This is a genomic window from Streptomyces noursei ATCC 11455 (assembly GCF_001704275.1).
Taxonomy (GTDB): Bacteria; Actinomycetota; Actinomycetes; order Streptomycetales; family Streptomycetaceae; genus Streptomyces; species Streptomyces noursei.
The window spans coordinates 8095418-8112798 of sequence record NZ_CP011533.1 but is presented as its reverse complement, the minus strand read 5'-3'; the positions used below and the strand labels follow the sequence as shown (position 1 = coordinate 8112798).

Annotated in this window: 10 protein-coding genes and 2 pseudogenes; 7 read left to right on the top strand and 5 right to left on the bottom strand. The window is 71.9% G+C overall.

Annotation, left to right across the window (positions count from 1 at the left end; translation table 11 throughout):
- Positions 1 to 84: 84 nt before the first annotated feature.
- Positions 85 to 1404: a PP2C family protein-serine/threonine phosphatase gene (locus SNOUR_RS34660; protein WP_079143052.1), complete on the bottom strand. Its 1320-nt coding sequence runs from the start codon at positions 1402 to 1404 to the stop codon at positions 85 to 87.
- A gap of 803 nt (positions 1405 to 2207) precedes the next feature.
- The gene (locus SNOUR_RS34655; RefSeq protein WP_067355028.1) at positions 2208 to 3155 is read right to left on the bottom strand and encodes an ornithine cyclodeaminase family protein; all 948 of its coding nucleotides are present in this window, start codon (positions 3153 to 3155) and stop codon (positions 2208 to 2210) included.
- 102 nt (positions 3156 to 3257) lie between these two features.
- Between SNOUR_RS34655 and SNOUR_RS34650 the strand changes: the two genes are divergently transcribed.
- On the top strand, positions 3258 to 3842 hold the full coding sequence (locus SNOUR_RS34650; protein WP_067359024.1) for a GNAT family N-acetyltransferase: 585 nt from the start codon (positions 3258 to 3260) through the stop codon (positions 3840 to 3842).
- Positions 3843 to 4062: 220 nt separating this feature from the next.
- Here the strand turns inward: SNOUR_RS34650 and SNOUR_RS34645 are convergent, their stop codons facing one another.
- Positions 4063 to 4773 (bottom strand): SDR family oxidoreductase, encoded by a 711-nt coding sequence (locus tag SNOUR_RS34645; protein ID WP_067355025.1) that lies wholly within the window; start codon positions 4771 to 4773, stop codon positions 4063 to 4065.
- A 782-nt stretch (positions 4774 to 5555) separates the two neighbouring features.
- Between SNOUR_RS34645 and SNOUR_RS34640 the strand changes: the two genes are divergently transcribed.
- The 6 genes and pseudogenes from SNOUR_RS34640 to SNOUR_RS34625 all read left to right on the top strand — a co-directional run bounded on the left by SNOUR_RS34640 (position 5556) and on the right by SNOUR_RS34625 (position 14591).
- On the top strand, positions 5556 to 6956 hold the full coding sequence (locus tag SNOUR_RS34640; RefSeq protein WP_067355023.1) for an MFS transporter: 1401 nt from the start codon (positions 5556 to 5558) through the stop codon (positions 6954 to 6956).
- A 98-nt stretch (positions 6957 to 7054) separates the two neighbouring features.
- Positions 7055 to 8980, top strand: coding sequence for a helix-turn-helix domain-containing protein (locus SNOUR_RS34635; RefSeq protein WP_067355021.1), 1926 nt, complete (start codon positions 7055 to 7057; stop codon positions 8978 to 8980).
- Positions 8981 to 9277: 297 nt separating this feature from the next.
- Positions 9278 to 10801: a glycosyl hydrolase family 18 protein gene (locus SNOUR_RS34630; RefSeq protein WP_067355019.1), complete on the top strand. Its 1524-nt coding sequence runs from the start codon at positions 9278 to 9280 to the stop codon at positions 10799 to 10801.
- Between the two features lie 183 nt (positions 10802 to 10984).
- Positions 10985 to 11182, top strand: a pseudogene (locus SNOUR_RS49595) (glycoside hydrolase family 3 protein); the annotation flags it as partial.
- A 214-nt stretch (positions 11183 to 11396) separates the two neighbouring features.
- Positions 11397 to 11564: pseudogene (locus SNOUR_RS49590) on the top strand (glycoside hydrolase family 3 protein); the annotation flags it as partial.
- Positions 11565 to 11798: 234 nt separating this feature from the next.
- A complete protein-coding gene (locus SNOUR_RS34625; protein WP_067355017.1) occupies positions 11799 to 14591 on the top strand; it encodes a SpoIIE family protein phosphatase in 2793 nt (930 codons plus the stop codon).
- A gap of 47 nt (positions 14592 to 14638) precedes the next feature.
- On the opposite strand, the gene SNOUR_RS34620 is transcribed toward SNOUR_RS34625, so the two are convergent.
- Together SNOUR_RS34620 and SNOUR_RS34615 are read right to left on the bottom strand one after the other, a co-directional pair.
- Positions 14639 to 16498 (bottom strand): glycoside hydrolase family 15 protein, encoded by a 1860-nt coding sequence (locus SNOUR_RS34620; RefSeq protein ID WP_067355015.1) that lies wholly within the window; start codon positions 16496 to 16498, stop codon positions 14639 to 14641.
- Between the two features lie 135 nt (positions 16499 to 16633).
- On the bottom strand, positions 16634 to 17338 hold the full coding sequence (locus SNOUR_RS34615; RefSeq protein ID WP_067355013.1) for a hypothetical protein: 705 nt from the start codon (positions 17336 to 17338) through the stop codon (positions 16634 to 16636).
- Positions 17339 to 17381 lie beyond the last annotated feature (43 nt).

The following is a 17381-nucleotide window of genomic DNA, read 5'->3' as shown; positions in this document are numbered from 1 at the left end:
ACGCTCCGAGCCTGGATCGACGGGGTTTCCGGGCTCCTCACGCGCCGGTGGCAGCCCGGTGGGCGATGATCGGCTGAAGTGCGGTCACGCACGGGGTGGGGTGCGCAGGGCGAGGATGGCCATGTCGTCGTGGCCGTCGCCGGGGTGTTGGTCGGCCAGGGTCTGACAGAGCGCGTCCAGGGGCAGCTCGGCGTGAGCGGTGGCGATGCGGGCGAGGAGGTTCAGACCGGCGTCGAGGGAGTCCTGAGGATGTTCGACCAGCCCGTCGGTGAAGAGGATCACGGTGGCGCCGGCCGGCAGCGGGTGGGTGTGGTCGGGGCGGGGCTGGGCGAGGTCGACGCCGAGGGGGACGCCGGGGTCGGCGTGCAGATACTCGGTCCGGGCATCGGGGGTGATCAACAGTGGTGGGAGGTGACCTGCGGTGCTCCAGCGCAGTGTCCAGGCGTCGTCCCCGGGTTCGATGCGGGCCAGGCAGGCGGTGGTGACGGGGTTGTCGGTGATCGCGCACAGGGTGCGGTCGAGCTGGGCGAGGACGGCGCTGGGCGGCGTGCACCTCTCGTAGAGCAGGGCGCGCAGCATGTTGCGGGTCTGTGCCATGGCGGCAGCAGCGTGCATGTCGTGGCCGACGACGTCGCCGATGACGGCCGCGCAGGCATGGTCGGGCAGCAGGACGGCGTCGTACCAGTCCCCGCCCAGGAGCCCGGGGGCGGGGGCCGGTCGGTAGATCGCGGACGCGGTGAAGGGCCACAGGTCGGGCAGGTGGGGCAGGAGCAGGCGCTGGAACTGTTCGGCTCCGGCGCGGACCTGCTCGAAGAGGCGGGCGTTGTCGATGGCCACGCCCGCGGCGCTGGCCAAGGCGAGCACCACACGCTCGTCGTGGGCGTCGAAGGGCTGCCCGTCCAGCCGCTCGGACAGGTACAGGTCCCCGTAGATCTCGCCGCGCACGCTGATCGGCACACCGAGCAGGGTGCGCATCTGTGGATGTCCGGGCGGGAAGCCGGCGGCGTGGGGGTGGGCGGGGACGTTGTCGGTCCGCAGCGGTTCGGGGTGGCGGATCAGATGGCCCAGCAGCCCCCGGCCCTGTGGCTGCCCGACACCGGCCAGGGCGGCGACCTCCCGGTCGGTGAGGCCGACCGGGATGAACTCCGACAAGCCCGTGTGCTGCTCATTCAGCACGCCCAGGGCGCCGTAGCGCGTACCGACCAGGTCCATCGCGGTGCTGACGATGCGGCGCAACACCACGGGCAGCTCCAGCTCCCGGCTGATGGTGAGCGCGGCGTCCAGCAGCCCCTGGAACTGTTCCTGGGCATCGGCCAGGGTGCGGAGCCGTTCGGTGACACGGTCCCACTCGGCGTCCAGGCGCAGCCGCAGCGCGGGAGGCAGCGGGTCCTCTCCTTGCTCCATGTGCGGCTCTTTCCTGCCACTGCCCTGCCAGACCATGATCTGGACGGCGCATGCCTCGGTGCCGGCGGCGTGGGCGCCTTGGTGTCCACCATAAGGAAGACGACCGCCTCCCGCCGCCGCTGCGGAGCCCAGACGTCCGGCTCGCCCGCCACCAGGCGTATGCCGGAGCCGACCGACCACCCGCGCCCGTCGCTCCGTCCACTCCACCCGTCGCCCTGTGCGATCCAACGGACACGACCGCCGTGCGTCGTCGTCGCGTCGGCTCCGCGCTGGTGGTGGCCGCACACATCCCCCGGCCGGAAACTGTGACGGTCCACTGCATCCCCCTCTGACCTGCGGGTTCCTACCGTATGGCGACGCTGGGACGTCCCCATCCGCCGCCCGGAAGTGAGTGCCATGGTCGCCCCCCTCAACCGCTCCCCCGACGTCCACCGGACTCAGACGGGCCGTCGCCGCCAGTCTCGTCGACACCACCACCGAGTGGTACGACAACTCATCCGATCAGGGCTATGACCTGCGGTTTTCCTTCGTTGGCAGCCTCGCAGTCAGCACGGAACCAGCACCGGCAACACACCGTGCTGGCCGACGCAGCAATCCACGGTCCAACGCGGAGCGAGGTTGGAGGCCATCAGCCGGCCAAGCTCACGGATCGCAGTCAGCTACCCGACCGGCGAACGCCCGGTCCGCAACCATGATGGAGGGCCGCAGGCGCCCGCCGTCAGCCGATCACCCGAGGGGCCCGCAGGGCGGCCGTGACCTGCTCGACGGCGAGCCCAGGCATGCTCGGGTTGGCAGGGAACACGTCAGGACAGGAGGTCGAGGAGCGTTCCGGACCCGGCGGTCTCGGCCTGCCGGTAGGCCAGCCAGCTCAGGGCCAGGTCTTGCCAGGGCAGGCCGACAGGGGCGTAGACGGTGATCTCCTGGTCGTGGGAGCGGGCGGGCGCGTCGCCACGGATCACCGCGCCCAGGCAGGCCGCGGCGGTGGCGGCGGGCAGACCAGCGTTGGCGAGAGCGCCGTGCGCGGCGACGAGGGCGGCGTCGTCGACGATCAGCCGGGCGCGGCTGAGGACCTCGGCGGCGAGTTCCTGCTTACCGGGTTCGTCGGCACCGAGCGCGGTCAGATGCTGACAGGACCTCAGATCACCTAATTCGAGCACCGGTTGGCGAGACCAGGTGGCCAGCACCACAACGTCCGCCTCGGCGGCCACCTGCCCGGGCGTGGACATCACGGTTCCGCCGTACCGACCGGCGAATTCGGCCGCGCGCTGCCCGTCGGTGTCATGGACGACAAGGCGGTTCCACGAGCGCAGCGTGCGCAGTCCCCGGATGGTCAGTTCGGCCTGGGCTCCGGCCCCGATCACGCCGACCGTGTGGGCACCGTCGCCGCCCGGCCTGGCGATCAGGTCCGTGGCCAGGGCCGCGGCGAGGCCGGTGCGCCAGGCGGTGACGGTGGCTGAGTCGATCAGCGCCAGCAAGGCGCCGTCCTTGCCGCTGTGGAGGCAGATCACCCCCCGAAGCGCCGGGGCGGCGCCGGGAAACTTCGCGTTGACCTTGACCGTGTAGGCGTCGATGCCGGGCAGCAGCCCGGGCAACAGGGCGGTGGCGGTGCCTGGGAAGGGGAGGTCGGTGCGCACCCGCTGGCCCGATACCGTGCCGTGCGGGGCTGTCGCGAAACCTTCCCGGAGCGCCTGGATGCAGTCGTGGGGGTTGAGCAGTTCCAGGAGATCGGTGCGGGTCAGGATCCGGGTCATGGCGTGAGGGTTTCACGGAGTCCGTGTCGGTCGGTGCGGAACATCGAGCTTCTCCGCAGGGACCGCGTGCGACTGTCGACATGGGTCTGGCATGCTTCTCGGATGTCTCTTGAAGCGCCTTTGCGGCAAGTGGTCCTGACTGCTGGTGAGTTACTTCTCCGGCCTCCGAGTGTGGAAGAGAGTTCCGCGGTCCTGGAACTCGGCCTCGACTCGGACGTGCGCATGTGGAACCCCCGCTGCCGGATCACCGACGAAGCCTCCGCGATCAAGGACTGTCTCGCGGGCGCGGACTGGTCGGACGGCAGCCATGCGACGTTCTCCATCGTGCACGGCCCCGACGGGCGGTACGCCGGCAACATCGCCCTTCATGGCATCGACCATGTGAACGCGCAGGCAAAAGTGGGGTACCGGATCGCCCGCTGGACCCGTGGCCAAGGGGTTGCCACGGCCGCCGTGCGCAGCGTCGCCGACTGGGCCCTGAGCGAACTGGGGCTCAACCGGATCGTCCTGACCCACGGTGTGGAGAACACCGCCTCCTGCAGAGTGGCGCACAAGGCCGGGTTCGACCTTGAAGGCACCATGCGCATGGCCAAGCGGTTCGGCGACGGACGGTTGCACGACGAACACCTCCATGCCCTCATCTCGCGATCTGCCGCCTCCAGGACGGTGTCCCGCCGCATGGTGTAGCCGGGCACGGGCCATGAACGCGCGGATGTCCGCCTCGGGCGTGCATCCGCTGGCGATGACTGATCCCTGGGCAAGGGCAGGACAAACACACGAGTCTCCCTGGTGAACGGGGAGTTCGGCCAGGCCGGTGCATGCGGCGCCGGGCCACGGGAACCGAGCGGCGCAGACACAGGCGACGGCTCGCGGTCCGTTTCCCGACAGAGCATCAGGAACGGTGGATTCAGCGCCCGCCCAGGCTGCTTCCGCCATCGACATCGAGAACATGGCCGGTGATGAAGCCCGCCTCGTCGGACAGCAAGAACGCCACCGCCGCGGCGACTTCGTCGGGAGTTCCCAGACGCCCCATCGGAATCGAAGCAATCGCCCTTCGCTCACCCTCACTGCCGACCGGCCGTGCACGACGGAACAACTCCGTCGCCGTCGGGCCGGGGGACACCGCGTTCGACGTGATGCCATCCTGAGCCAGCTCCAACGCCCACGACCGCGTGCAACCCACCAGCGCACTCTTGGCCGCCGCATAGGACGTACGCTCCCTGGCCCCATACGTCGCCCGTGAGGTGATGTTCACGATCCGACCGAACCTCTCCGAACGCATGCCCGGGACAAGCGCCTGGACGATCTGAACCGAAGCGCGCAGGTTCAAGTCCACCACCTGTTGCATGACCGCCAAGTCCAGGTCCTCGATGGGCTGGGGCTGGGCGATACCCGCGTTGTTGACCACCCGACACACCGCACGCCCCCGGGTCACCTCCTTGAGCATGCGTGCGGTGTCCTCGACATCGGAGAGGTCGCACCGCAGGAACGTGCCGGGGAACTCCCCCTCGGGTGCACTCCGAGCCACACCGATGACCTCGTACCCCTTCTCCGCCAACCGCTGAGAAGCCGCCAACCCGATGCCCTTGCTAGCCCCGGTGATCAGAACGTCTTTCATGTTGCTCCTCGAACTTCCAGGGAATTCCCAGCCGTTGCCCGTCCCGTCCCCTCGAACACGGCTGCCCGCACCATGGTGGCACCCCCACTCTCCTGGCCCACAACTCCCTGCCGCACAAAGGCCCGCGCCCGGACCGGCGACTCAAGACGCAGTCCGGCAAGGGCAGTGCGCATGGTCAGGGCAAGCTGCACACAACTCCTCACCTCCGCCCTCAAGGACGAGCCGCATTCCACCAACGGCTCCTCCCGACTCGCTGTTCCCACCCACGAGCTGCGGCAACTGCATCCCGGACAGCACGCAGCCGGAGACCCACCCTGTCCGGCCAGCCCTGTCCGGCGAGCGGCCTGTGCATCACGGGCCGGAGGAACGGCGGTACGGGAGGGGGACCAGCGCGTTCACTCACCCCGCCACCCCAACAGACCATCGGCTGCAGACCAGTGGATTCGGCCCGCACCCACACCATCGAGCAATGGCAGGACTGCTCGAAGACTCACGAACCGCCCTCTTGGATCTGGGGCTTGACACTCCACCTACATGCGAGGTGGGCACGCATGTCGTTCTTCTGCGAGTCCTGAGCGCACTTGCCCCGCCGTAGCCGGCAACCGTGACCCGGATCGGATCAGCAGCTTGGGCCGGCTCGCCCCCGGCCATCGCGCCGGTGGTGGCCGCGCACATCCCCCGGACGGTAACTGTGGCGGTCCGCCACATACCCCTCTGACCTGCGGGTTTCTAGCGTATGGCGACGCTGGAAGGTCCCCATACGCCGCCCGGAAGTGAGTGCCATGGTCGCCCCCTCAACCGCTCCCCCGACATCCGCCGGACTCAGACGGGTCGTCGCCGCCAGTCTCGTCGGCACCACCATCGAGTGGTACGACTACTTTCTCTACGGGTCCGCCGCGGCCCTGGTCTTCGGTCGGGTCTTCTTTCCGGAGTCCGACCCGTTGACGGGGACCCTGCTGTCGTTTCTCACCTACGCCATCGGCTTCGTCGCCAGGCCGTTGGGGGCCTTGGTGTTCGGGCACTTCGGCGACCGTCTGGGGCGCAAGAAGCTGTTGGTGGTCAGTCTGTTGATGATGGGCGGGGCCAGTGCCTTGATCGGCTGCGTGCCGGGGTACGACGCCATCGGGGCCGCCGCGCCGATCCTGCTGACGACGTTGCGGCTGGTCCAGGGCTTCGCCCTCGGTGGTGAGTGGGGCGGCGCGGTGCTGCTGGTCTCCGAGCACGGCGAGCCCGAGCGTCGTGGGTTCTGGGCCTCGTGGCCGCAGGGGGGTGCTCCGGCGGGCAATCTGTTGGCCGTGGGTGTGTTGTCGTTGGTGACGACGTTGCAGAGCGAGGCGTCGTTCACCGCGTGGGGGTGGCGTATCCCCTTCCTGCTCTCGGCGGTTCTGGTCGGCGTCGGTCTGTGGATCCGGCTGTCCGTCGACGAGTCGCCGCTCTTCAAGGAGGCGCTGGCGAAGGCGGAGCGGCGCAAGGCGGCGCAGGGGGCCGAACAGCCGCCGCTGCTGGCGGTGTTGCGCCATCACTGGCGGGACGTCCTGGTCGCCATGGGCGCGCGGATGGCCGAGAACATCTCCTACTACGTGATCACGACCTTCGTGCTCGCCTACTGCGTCGAGCACCTGAGGATCGAGAAGCAAGCCGCGTTGAACGCCGTACTGATCGGTTCCGCGATCCAGTTCTGCCTGATTCCGGTGTTCGGGGCGCTGTCGGACCGGCTCGGGCGCAAGCCCGTCTATCTGGTGGGCGCGGTCGGCGTGGGCGGGTGGGCCTGGGCCTTCTTCGCTCTGCTGGACACCAGGTCCTTCCCGGCCCTCGTGCTGGCCGTGACGGTCGGGTTGGTCTTCCACAGCGCGATGTACGCGCCGCAGGCCGCCTTCTTCTCCGAGTTGTTCGCCACCCGCATGCGGTACTCGGGCGCGTCCATCGGCGCCCAGTTCGCATCGGTGGCGGCCGGTGCGCCGGCTCCGCTGATCGCGACGGCGCTGCTGTCCTCGTACGGCGACGCGACGCCGATCGCGGTGTATGTGACGTCGGCCGCCGTGCTCACCGTGATCGCCCTGGCCGCGGCGCGGGAGACCCGTGGGCGCGACCTCGCCCGGGTCTCCCGGGTCTCCCCGGGCGCTGTTGGCGATCCGTCGGATTCGGATGGCACCGCGGGGGAGACAGCCGCTTCGTCCGCCTGAGATCCGCCGACGGCGGGAGGGGCCGGGAGGTCGCCCCCCCATGTCCCCGTCCCCCCTCCCCTTCCCCTGTTCCCCTCTCTCCTGCTACGGCTCGCCTCATGAACCCAGATACCGTGTCCGCCGCTCCGTACCTGCGTCGCCTGATCGATCTGCTCGGCGCGGACGCCCCGGCCGAGGAGTTCGGCGCGGTCGCCGCCGAGGCGCGCGTCAACGGGGTCGGTGCCCAGGATCTGTCCGAGGTGGAGGGCGCCACCCGGACCGTGCTGCGGATGAGGGGCGTGCTGCGGCAGCACCGGCGGCGTGAGGCGGAGCTCGCGGCCCTGTTCGACACGGCCGGTGACCTGGCCGGACTGCGCGACCTCGATGCCGTGTTGCAGTCGATCGTGCGCCGGGCCCGGACGCTGCTGGGCACCGACACCGCGTACCTCACGCTCCCCGACCCGGCGGCCCGGGACACCTATATGCGGGTCACCGACGGCTCGGTGTCCGCGCTGTTCCAGGGGCTGCGACTGGGGCTGGGCGACGGCCTCGGCGGCCTGGTCGCCCAGAACGCCCGACCGTACGTCACACCCGACTACCGCACCGACAGCCGCTTCCGTCACACCCGCACCATCGACGCCGGGGTCCTCGACGAGGGCCTGGTGGCGATCCTCGGCGTGCCGCTGCTCCTGGGGTCCGGGGGTGGCGGCGGTGGCGAGGTCATCGGCGTGCTGTTCGCCGCCGACCGCACCCCGCGGGCCTTCTCGCCCGACGAGATCGCCCTGCTGTGTTCGCTGGCCGCGCACGCCGCCATCGCCATCGACACCGCGGCGGCGATCACCAACACCCGGGCCGCGCTCGCCGAGTTGGCGGCGGCCAACGAGGTCATCCAGGCGCACGCCGCCGCCATGCAGCGCGCCGAGGAGGCGCACGACCGGCTCACCGACCTGGTGCTGCGGGGCGGCGATGTGCGGGACGTGGCCGCCGCGGTCGCCGACCTGCTCGACGGGGCCATCGCGATCCACGACCCCGAAGGGCGGGTACTCACCGCCGTCGGCCCCGGCGGCGCCGCGTTCCCCGGCCGCGGCACGGTGGCCGAGGTCGTGGCGGACTCCCGGACCGCCGGCCGCACGGTGTTCCGCGACGGGCGCTGGACGTGTGCCGTACTGGCCGGGCAGGAGGTGCTGGGCAGTCTGGTGCTGCACGGCCGGCCCGACCTCGACGACGCCGCCAGGCGGCTCTTCGAGCGGGCCGGCGTCGTCACCGCCCTGCTCCTGCTGCAACGGCGTTCCGTCGCCGAGGCGGAGAACCGGATCCGCGGGGAACTGATCACCGACCTCCTCAACGCCCCCGACCGCGATCCCGTCGGCCTGACGGAGCGCGGGCGCCGCCTGGGGTTCGACCTCGACCGGCCCCATCTGCTGCTCGTCGCCGAGGCCTACGCCGAATCCCGGCAGCGACTGGCCGGGGCGGCCATGCGCCACCGCGTCGCCCGCGACAGCATCAGCGCCGAACACGCCGGCCGGGTGGTGGTGTTGCTCGCGGAGAACGGCGCCCCGCCCGGCGACGTGGCCAGAAGCGCCGCCAGGCACCTCAGCCGGCTCGCCGGCGCGCCGGTGACGGTCGCCGCGGCCGGACCCGCGGCCGGACCCCAGGCACTGGCCGCCGCCCACGCCGAGGCGGTCCGGTGTCTGCGGGCCCTGCGCGCGCTGGGCCGGGAGGGCGGCGCCTGCGCGGCCGACCTGGGGTTCCTCGGCATACTCCTGGGCGACGAGAAGGACGCGGACGGCTTCGTCGCCGGTGTCCTGGGGCCGCTCCTGCGGTACGACGAGCGACGCGGTACCGCACTCGTGCGCACCCTTGAGGCGTACTTCGGCTGCGGCGGGAGCCTGACCCGCGCCAAGGACGAGCTCCACGTGCACGTCAACACGGTCGTGCAACGGCTCGACCGGGTCCAGGCACTGCTCGGGGAGGACTGGAACGGCCCCGAGCGCGCACTGGAGTTGCAGATCGCGCTCCGGCTCCATCGGCTGACCGGGAGTTGACGCGGCGACCCGCCGGCCGGGAGGTGACGCCCCCGTCCCGGTCGGCCCGCCGTGCCGGCCGAGGTCGCGGACGGTGGGCCGACCGGGGTGCGGTGACGGTCGGTTCGCCCCGCCGGTGGTGGTCCAGCGGGCCGCGGCGGCGCTGCGCAGGGGCGTGACCGCCCCGGGCATCGATTGGTCTAGTCCTACCTTGGTCCAGTCCATTGACATGCCCCTGACCCCAGAGCTATCCCAGATCCCATACCGCCGCGTACCAACGGGAATCGGCGGTCACTCCCCCTCACACCCGGGACAGACATGAGACGCAGGCGCTCCCTCCGTGCACTCCTCACCGCTACCGTCACCGCCGTGGCCACGGCCGGCCTGACCGCCCTGGGCGGGGGCGCGGCCCAGGCGGCGACCCCGCTCCCGGCCCATGTGTTCGCCCCCTACTTCGAGTCGTGGACGGGCGAGAGTCCCGCCGCGCTGTCCGCCCAGTCAGGCGCCAAACACCTGACGATGGCGTTCATCCAGACAGCCACCAAGGGCTCCTGCACGGCCCTGTGGAACGGCAGCACCGACACCCCCATCGCCACGTCCTCGTTCGGCGACGACATCAAGACCATCCGGGCGAACGGGGGCGACGTCATCCCGTCGTTCGGCGGATACACCGCGGACACCACCGGCACCGAGATCGCCGACAGCTGTACCGACGTCGACCAGATCGCCGCCGCGTACGAGAAGGTCATCACCACCTACGACGTCACACGGCTGGACATGGACATCGAGGCCGACTCGCTGGACGACTCCGCGGCCGTCGACCGGCGGAACAAGGCCCTCAAGCTCGTCCAGGACTGGGCCGCCGCCAACGGGCGCACGGTCGAGATCTCGTACACCCTGCCCACGACGACCCGGGGCCTCGCCGACAGCGGGGTCGCCCTGCTGCAGAACGCGGTGCGCAACGGGGCCCGGGTGAACGTCGCCAACATCATGACGTTCGACTACTACGACAACGCCACGCACGACATGGCCAAGGACACCGAGACCGCGGCCCAGGGGCTGTACGACCAGCTCAAGACGCTCTATCCCGACAAGACCCCGGCCCAGCTGTGGAGCATGATCGGGATCATCGAGATGCCCGGGGTGGACGACTTCGGCCCGGCCGAGACCTTCAGCCCGGCCAACGCCACCCAGGTCTACAACTGGGCGGTGGCCAAGGGCATCAGCACGCTGTCGTTCTGGGCGCTGCAACGTGACAACGGCGGTTGCCCCGGCGCCCCGTCCGGCGACACCTGCTCCAGCATCCCGCAGAACACCTGGGACTTCAGCCACATCTTCGAGCCGTTCACCGGCAGCGGCACGGCGCCGACCGACGACTTCTCCGTGACGGCCAGTCCCGGTGCGGGTTCCGTGGCGGCGGGCAGCCGGACCACCGCCACGGTGCGGACCGCGGTCACCGCCGGGGCGGCGCGGACGGTGGACCTCACCGTCGGCGGGGCCCCCGCGGGGGTCACCGCCTCGCTCAGCCCCACCTCGGTGACGGCGGGCGGGTCCTCGACGCTCACCGTATCCACGACCGCGGCGGCGGCCTCCGGCACGTACCACCTCACCGTCACCGGCACCGGCCCCGCCGGCACGCACAGCGCGTCCTACGACCTGACCGTCACCGGCGGGAGCGGCAACCAGTGCACGGCGAGCCCGTGGACCAGCGGCACGGTCTACACCGGCGGCCAGCAGGTCTCCTACAAGGGGCACACCTGGAAGGCCAAGTGGTGGACGACGGGCGAGGAGCCCGGCAGCACCGGCGAGTGGGGTGTCTGGCAGGACCTCGGCGCCTGCTGACCCGCCCCCGGCGCCGGCCCGGGCGGCCCGGGCCGGCGCGTCGCCCCTCAGCAAGAGGCATCAACTTCCTCTTTCTGTAGATGAGTTGACGACGGCGACGGGTGGGCGCGGCGGCAGACGTCGGGGGGCGGCCCCGGCGGCCGGATCGGTCGGACCATCCCTTGACATCACGGATCGGCCCGGGCCAACATCCGGTCCGAGAACCCGGCGTTGATCATCGCGATCGACGAGGAGGCCGGGGACGTCACCCGACTCGAATCCACGACCGGCGCCACCCGGCCCGGCAACTTCGCCCTCGGCACCGTGGACGATCCCGACCCGACCGGGTCCGTCGCCCGCGACCTGGACCGCCAGCCGCACGCCGCCGGCGTGAGCCTGGACTGATCGTCACCGACGCCGTCGAGGTGGCCGCCGTCGCGGATCGCCATGGCCTCGGCGGCGCCGCGGCCGAGGCCGTCGCCGCCGGCGCCGACGCGGTCTGCGTCAGCGGGGAGAGCGCCGAGGAGTCCACCGTCGCCCGCCGCGCCCTGCGCGTCGACGGCCCGAGGGCGGGCGCCCTCCCGCTGGCCGCGGCCCCGCACGTGGTGGAACTGGTGCCCTCGCCGACCTCACCGCCGCACGTCCGGACGCCGTCGTGGTCGAGATGGGACTGCCGGGCGACGGCCTCCCCGGAGCGGTCCGGATCTTCACGCACGGCGCCACCGCCGCCTGTGGGGTCGCCGCCGCGGAGGTCCTGGCCGCAGGCCACCCGGACCGGCCCTAGGGCGCTTCTGATGGATCTCCGCGGCGTCGCGGCGCCTGCCACGCACGCTCGCGGCGTTGCCGAAATGCCCCCATAGCTCCGCTATGAAGACATCCCGGCGCCTTGCGATCGCACGCACCAGGCGCCGCTCCTTCTTCCACGGAGATCCATCAGAAGCGCCCTAGCCGCCGACGAGGCCACCGACGGCGGACAACAGGGCAGCGCTCCCGGCCGGGGAGTGTTAGAAATAGCAGCATGGCCGCAGGGTCCGGCCGATATCGGCGCGCAACGGTACGGTCACTGACCGAACGACGTCCGCAGAGCCTCGCGGGGCAGGTTTTCCTGCTCCAGCTCACGGTCGGTCTCCTGCTCGTCCTGGGCGCGCTGGCGGCTCTGCTGCTGACCTCGCGGCACGATGCCGAGCAGGAGGCGCGCAACCGCTCGGTCGCGGTCGCGGAGACCTTCGCACACTCCCCCGGCGTCCAGGCAGCCCTCAAGGCCCCGGACCCGTCGAAGATCCTCCAGCCGCTCACCGAGGCGGCCCGGAAGCGGGCCGACGTCGACTTCATCGTCGTGATGAACACCCACGGCATCCGCTACACCCACCCCAAGCCCGAGGAGATCGGCAAGCACTTCGTCGGCAACATCGGCCCCTCGCTCGCCGGCAAGGTCCGGGTCGAGAGCGTGCACGGGCCGCTCGGTCACGAGGTGCAGGCCATCGTGCCGATCACCGATGCCAAGGGCACGGTCGTCGGCCTGGTGTCCGCGGGGATGAAGGTGGCCAGCGTGAGCCGCGCCATCGCCTCCCACCTCCCGGTGATCTTCGGCATCGCCGGCGCGGCGCTGTGTCTCGCCACGGCCGCCACGGCGGTGATCACCACCAGGCTGCGGCGGCAGACCCGCGGGCTGGGGTCCGTCGAGATGAGCCGGATGTACGAACACCACGAGGCGGTGCTGCACGCCGTGCGGGAGGGCGTGGTCATCGTCAGCGGCGCCGGCCGGCTGCTGCTGGCCAACGACGAGGCCAGGCGGCTGCTCGCGCTGCCCGAGGACGCCGAGGGGCAGGAGGTGTCCCAGCTGCCCGGGCTCGCCCCGGGGCTGGCCGCCCTGCTGGCGTCGGGCCGGGCCGCCACCGACGAGATCCACCAGGCCGGTGGCCGGCTCCTGGCGGTCAACCAGCGGCACACCGACCGGCACGCCGCCGGCATGGGAACGGTCACCACCATCCGCGACTCCACGGAGCTGCGGCTGCTCTCCGGCCGCGCCGAGGTCGCCCACGAGCGCCTGCGGCTGCTCTACGAGGCCGGGGTGAGCGTCGGCACCACCCTCGACGTGGCACGGACCGCGGAGGAACTCGCGGAGGTCGCGGTCCCCCGGCTCGCCGACTTCGTCACCGTCGACCTGGCGGCGCCCGTCCTGCGCGGCGACGAGCCGGCCGGCAGCGGCCTCCAGCAGATGCGGCGCACCGCGGTGCACGGCATCCTCGACGACCTCCCGTTCCTCCCGCCCGGGACGCTGATCACCTTCGTGCCCGGCACGCCCCAGGCGCGCGGTATGGCCGGCGGACGCTCCGAGGTGGTGTCCGACCTCTCGACGACCCACAGCTGGCAGCTGCAGGATCCGGAGCGGGCCCGGCGCGTCCTCGCCTGCGGCATCCACTCGCTGATCACCACGCCGCTGACGGCCCGCGGCAACATCCTGGGCGTGGCCAACTTCTGGCGGTCGCAGAAGCCCGAGCCCTTCGACGACGACGACCGGTCGCTGGCCGAGGAACTGGTGGCCCGCGCCGCGCTGAGCATCGACAACGCCCGGCGGTACACCCGGGAACACGCCCTGGCGGTGACCCTGCAGCGCAGCCTGCTGCCGCGCACCCTGCCCGAGCAGAGCGCCATGGAGGTGGCCCACCGCTACTTGCCCGCCCAGTCGGGGGTGAGCGGTGACTGGTTCGACGTGATCCCGCTGTCCGGCAGCCGGGTGGCGCTGGTCGTCGGCGACGTCGTCGGCCACGGGCTGCACGCCGCGGCCACCATGGGCCGGCTGCGCACCGCGGTGCACACCTTCTCCACCCTGGACCTGACGCCGGACGAGCTCCTGGGCCACCTCAACGACCTCGTCGACCAGATCGACCAGGAGGAGGCGGACACCGCCAGCGGTACCGGCATCACCGGCGCCACCTGCCTGTATGCGATCTACGACCCGGTCTCGCGGCGCTGCGACATGGCCCGGGCCGGGCATCCGCCACCGGCGCTGGTCCACCCGGACGGCACCGTGGAGTTCCCCGAGCTGCCGGCCTGCCCGCCGCTGGGGCTGGGCGGCGTCCCGTTCGAGACCACGGTGCTGCACCTGCCCGAGGGCACCCAGATCGTGCTCTACACCGACGGGCTGGTCGAGGAGCGCACCCGGGACTTCGACGTGGGGATGGAGCTCCTGCGCGGTGCGCTGTCCCATCCGGGCCGGTCCCCGGAGGAGAACTGCCGGGCGGTGCTCGACCGGCTGCTCCCGGACCGCCCGCGGGACGACGTGGCCCTGCTGATCGCCCGCACCCGGGTGCTCGGCCCGGACCGCGTCGCGGCGTGGGACGTGCCGTTCGACCCGGCCGCCGTCGCGGGGATGCGCTCCAGCATCTCCGACAAGCTCACCGAGTGGGGCCTGGACGAGCTGGCCTTCGCCACGGAGCTGGTGGTCAGCGAGCTGGTCACCAACGCGATCCGCTACGGCTCGCCGCCGGTGAAGGCGCGGGTGCTGCGGGACCGCAGCCTGGTCTGCGAGGTGGCCGACGGCAGCAACACCTCGCCCCACCTGCGGTACGCCGCGACGACGGACGAGGGCGGCCGCGGCCTGTTCCTGGTGGCCCAGCTGACCGATCGCTGGGGCACCCGCTACACACCGCAGGGCAAGGTCATCTGGGCCGAGCAACAGCTGCCCCAGGTCGCCCCGAACGGCCCGAACGGCCCGGACGGCCCGGTCAGCCTGGACGGACTGATCAGCGCGGACGACCCGGACGCCCCAGGCGGCCCGGCGGGCTCGGGCGCCCGGGGCGAGTCCTAAGCCCCCGGAACCTCCCGCCGACCGTCGCCGGGATCGGGGACTCGGGATCAGGGACCGAGGCGGTCCGGGGAGCCGTCCTGCCCGGTCGCGGCGGCCCGCTGCCGGTCCAGTGCGTCGTCGAGCGTGGTGGCGGCCATGATGAGCGACAGATGGGTGAACGCCTGCGGGAAGTTGCCCAACTGCTCGCCGCTGGGGCCGATCTCCTCGGCGAACAGGCCGACGTGGTTGGCGTAGGTCTGCATCTTCTCGAAGGTGTAGCGCGCCTGGCGGAGCCGGCCGGCGCGGGCGAGCGCGTCGACGTAGAGGAAGGTGCACAGGCTGAAGGTGCCTTCGGAGCCGCGCAGGCCGTCGGGTGAGGCGACGGGGTCGTAGCGGTAGACCAGGCTGTCCGACACCAGGGTGCGTTCCATTGCGTCCAGGGTCGACAGCCAGCTCAGGGTCCTGGGGGCCAGGAAGCCCACGCGCGGCAGGAGCAGCAGCGAGGCGTCGAGCACGGTGCCGTCGTAGTGCTGGACGAGCGCCTGTTGCCGCGCGTCCCAGCCGCGCTGCATGACCTGTTCGAGGATCGCGTCGCGGGCGGCGGTCCAGCCGGCGGTGTTGGCGGGGCGGCTGTACTCGGCCGCCAGCCGCAGCCCCCGGTCGAAGGCGACCCACGACATGATCCGGCTGAAGGTGAAGTGCTGGCGCCCGCCGCGGGTCTCCCAGATGCCTTCGTCGGGGCGGTCCCAGGAGTCGGCGAGCCAGTCCAGCGTCCGGGCGAGGTTCTTCCAGCCGTGGTAGCCGGCCCGCATGGCGATCTCCCGCCCCTCCGACAGGGCGTAGAGCGCCTCGCCGTAGATGTCCAGTTGCAGCTGGTCGGTGGCGGCGTTGCCGACGCGTACGGGCGCCGAGCCGCGGTAGCCGGCGAGGTGCGGAAGGACTTCTTCGGGGAGGTCGGGGTCCCCGTCCACGCGGTACATGATCTGCAGCGGTTCGTCACGGTCGCCGTCCCGGGCCTGGAGGCGGTCCCCCAGCCACTGGGTGAACTGCGCCGCCTCCTCGACGAACCCCAGGTCGAGGAGGGCCCGTACCGACAGCGAGCCGTCGCGTACCCAGGTGTAGCGGTAGTCCCAGTTGCGTTCGCCGCCCACCTGCTCGGGCAGTCCCATGGTGGCCGCGGCGACCGGCGCTCCGGTGGGGGCGTAGGTCAGGAGCTTGAGGGTGATCGCCGAGCGGTGCACGACCCCCGGCCACCTGCCCCGGTAGCGGGAGGTCTGCACCCACCGCTGCCAGAAGTCCACGACCTCCCAGTAGCGCTCCGCCGCGCCGTGCGGCGTCAGGGGCGGTGGGGCCGGCGCGTCGGGACCGTCGACGGTGAGGACGGCGGTGGCCAGCTGTCCGGCGCGCAGGGTGAGCGTGCCCCGCACGTCGACGCCGTCGGGCCGGAGCGGGAAGCTGCTCTGGAGGTGTGCGGTGATGCCCGGCGCCCGGAACGTGGCGGTGTCGCCCCGCACCTCGCAGGTGTGGGTGGCCCGCCCGTAGTCGAAGCGCGGGCGGCATTCCAGGCCGAACCGGACCGTTCCGCGGACCACGCGCGCCCCGCGGATCAGGACGTGCCGGTCGGACGGCGTCCCGGCGCGGTCCGGCGGCATGCAGTCGAAGACCTCGCCGACGCCGTCGGGGGACATGAACCGGGTCACCAGCACCGCGGTGTCGGGGTAGTAGAGCTGTTTGCAGGTGCTGCCCGGGTCGTCCGGCGCGAAGCGGAAGTAGCCCCCGCGGTCGTGGTCGAGCAGGGCGGCGAAGACGCTGGGCGAGTCGAACCGGGGTGCCGCGAACCAGTCGACGACCCCTTCGGAGGAGATAAGCGCGGCGGTCTGGAGATCGCCGACGATGCCGTGGTCCGCGATGGGTGGGTACCGTTCCATGATCTTCCCGCTTCCTGGACAGGTACCTCCACTGTCCGCCCGCGCCGACGGACGCGCGACGGCGCAGGCCGCGGCGGCGGCAGGGGCGGACGCGGTGCGGGGCCACGGAGGCGCCGGCCCGGCCCGGGGCGGGTTTCAGGGGGTCGTCGCCGCGCCCCGGTCCGGCCGGCCGCCCGCCCGGCGGCGACGCAGGGTGACCACGAGGATGTGGCCGCTGACGGCCAGCATCCACAGCGGGAAGACGAGTTCGAGGTGGCTGGTGCCGCCGACCGCGAAGAGCAGCACCAGTGCGACCAGATAGCCCAGCCACGCCAGCCAGCGCGGAAAGATGCCCAGCCGGTGCCCGATCGTCGTCGTCGACACCACGAACACGGCGGCCATCCGCGTCGCGTAGCCGGTCAGCAGCTCCAGCACGAGGTGGCGTCCGTACTGCCACAGTGCCCGCTCCCCCGCCGAGGCCGAGGCGGACACGTCCGTCACGGCCAGCAGGCTCCCGGTCGTCGCCGCCAGGACGAACAGCATGGCCACGAAGAGGAATCCGCTGCCGAGGAAGAGGGTGGCGAAGAACCGGTCCTCGGCCTCCCCCACGTAGTCCCGGACCGCGCCCATGAACCACAGGAAGAAGATCCCGGCGAACGGCAGCAGGGCCAGCGCGCCGTGCAGGAAGTCCCGCTGGGAGGTGTGCTCGACCCAGTCGGCGGCGTCCTGGGGGTGCTCGGGCACCGCCAGGTGGACGAGCAGCACGGCCGCGCCCAACAGCAGCGCCGCGACGATCCCGGCCACCGCGGCGACCTTCGGTGTCCGCAGCATGCGGGCCGTTGCCCCGTCGGTCGTTCGCATCACGCTCTCCCGCCGCTCGTCACCGGCTCCGCGGGCCCCGGCC